The organism is Acinetobacter sp. ABJ-A23_2, assembly GCF_044538765.1.
Lineage (GTDB): Bacteria > Pseudomonadota > Gammaproteobacteria > Pseudomonadales > Moraxellaceae > Acinetobacter > Acinetobacter nosocomialis_A.
Genome location: NZ_JBIUCP010000104.1, coordinates 1 through 1,719, shown reverse-complemented (window position 1 = coordinate 1,719; position 1,719 = coordinate 1). Strand labels below are relative to the sequence as shown.

General features: G+C 26.9%; 2 protein-coding genes and 2 pseudogenes. 3 read left to right on the top strand and 1 reads right to left on the bottom strand.

Translation table 11 applies throughout. The features are described 5' to 3' along the window. Positions 1-91: 91 nt before the first annotated feature. Positions 92-429: pseudogene (locus ACH63V_RS18015) on the top strand (hypothetical protein); the annotation flags it as partial. Between the two features lie 241 nt (positions 430-670). On the opposite strand, the pseudogene ACH63V_RS18010 reads toward ACH63V_RS18015, so the two are convergent. Further along, positions 671-796, bottom strand: a pseudogene (locus ACH63V_RS18010) (IS982 family transposase); the annotation flags it as partial. A 185-nt stretch (positions 797-981) separates the two neighbouring features. On the opposite strand from ACH63V_RS18010, the gene ACH63V_RS18005 reads away from it, so the two are divergent. Further along, positions 982-1,308, top strand: a complete 327-nt coding sequence (locus ACH63V_RS18005; RefSeq protein ID WP_396464313.1) for a hypothetical protein — start codon at positions 982-984, stop codon at positions 1,306-1,308. A 183-nt stretch (positions 1,309-1,491) separates the two neighbouring features. Continuing rightward, on the top strand, positions 1,492-1,719 hold a 228-nt coding region (locus ACH63V_RS18000), incomplete at its 3' end, for a hypothetical protein (RefSeq protein WP_396464312.1).

The following is a 1,719-nucleotide window of genomic DNA, read 5'->3' as shown; positions in this document are numbered from 1 at the left end:
GACATATGGTTAAACCATTCCGAATAGTTTTAAAATTTAAATAGTACTTTTTAAGTGCTATTTAAAGTAAAATATTTTAAAAGACTGGTTGATGTACTTTTATAAAATTTATTCTTCTGAGTATATTGATAGAGATTTTTCTTTTGATTTGAAAGGGAAGCAAGAAATTATTGTTGACTATTCTAAATTTGACTTAAGTAATCAATTTTTAAAAAATTCTAGAATAAATTTAGATTATGACAATCTTTTTTCTGATCAATTGAATGAAATATTTGAGACGGATTTTTATTATTCATCTTCAGGAATTTTACTTTTTTCAAAAAGATTTTTTAATGAAATGAAGGAAGTTTTCTAGACGAATGTGATTTCTATCGATGTTATGTAAGAAATCAAGAAGCAGATATTTATGCTATGTATATTAAAAGAAAAAATAATTTATTAGATGAAGATGACTTTATAAAAAAAGATCTTGTAGTCGATGACTTTTTTATTGCTAGAGATAATAATAAACCTTATATCTATGTAGTGAGCAAACAATTTGTAGATATTGTTAATAAATTTAAATTCAAAATGAATTTCTTGGAATACTAAAATTAATAATTTTTTAATAGTGAATTAATTATCTAAATTGTTAATTCACTATTAACCCGAATCCTGCTTAAGCCGATAGTTACATAACTTGAATTGTTGGCTTATTTTGATAGGTGAGTTGATATGCACATAATGATGCGTAAATCCCTGTTAGAAACCCAGAAATACTACGTACTTTACTTGTCACTAAACTGTAATGTCCTTCAAAAGATCAATATGTGGTCAAGTTATAAACATTTAAACTATTAAGTATTTATTTAGTTTTTAATTTTTTTGCATTTAGAGTGGGATGTTTATGGCAGCAAGATTAAAGAACCGTTGTCATAAGTCTTATTTGGGAACACCAAGCGGAAGATTTAAAGTTAACGGTCCAAAAGGCGATTATGAGTTATGAGTAATAAAGAATGGCGCGAGCTTTTTAATAGAAATGAGTATCACGAAATCACGGGATCTTATCTTTTAGTTATTGAGGACGCAAAGAAAAAATTTGAGGAGATTTCCAAAGGGGAATGGGATCTGAAGAAATATGTAGTATGGCTACAAGTCTCAACTAATCAAAAATATGCATCAATAGGTTTTATTCCAAATAATGAAAACTTCATTGATGGAATACCTTTTGAAATACCTAGTCAAGGAATGTATCAAAACGGACGAGGTGTACAATTTTATTATGAAATTGATAATGTCGAGCTTAAAGAAACGGTCTTTATGAGATAATTTATACTGTATGTAATTAATATATAAATTCGGGCTATATAAAGGAAAGTCAATCATAGGAAAACCGTTTTTTTTGATTGGCTTTTGTTTTGTAAATTATTTTTCTACTAAAGATCAAGAATTATTGATTGGAGACTCAATACCATCTAAGGCGTATTGAATTATAAGCTGAGGTAATTAATTGTGAAATTTGAAGAGTTTAATCAACTTGTAGATAAATTTTCGGAACAGGAAGAATATGAAAAAGTTGATAAAATCTTAGATGATCAAATAGATGAAATAATAAAGTTAGATAGTAAAGAAATCGAAAAATATTTAATGCTTTATGCCTCATTAGCAGGAGATGCTGAATCTTTAGCTAGATTTTATAAATTATTTAATAAGGCAGTATCTTTAGGAAAAATTAAACAG

Coding starts and splice junctions, on each gene's coding strand:
- ACH63V_RS18005 (WP_396464313.1), top strand. CDS start 982: ATGAGTAATAAAGAATGGCGCGAGCTTTTTAATAGAAATGAGTATCAC.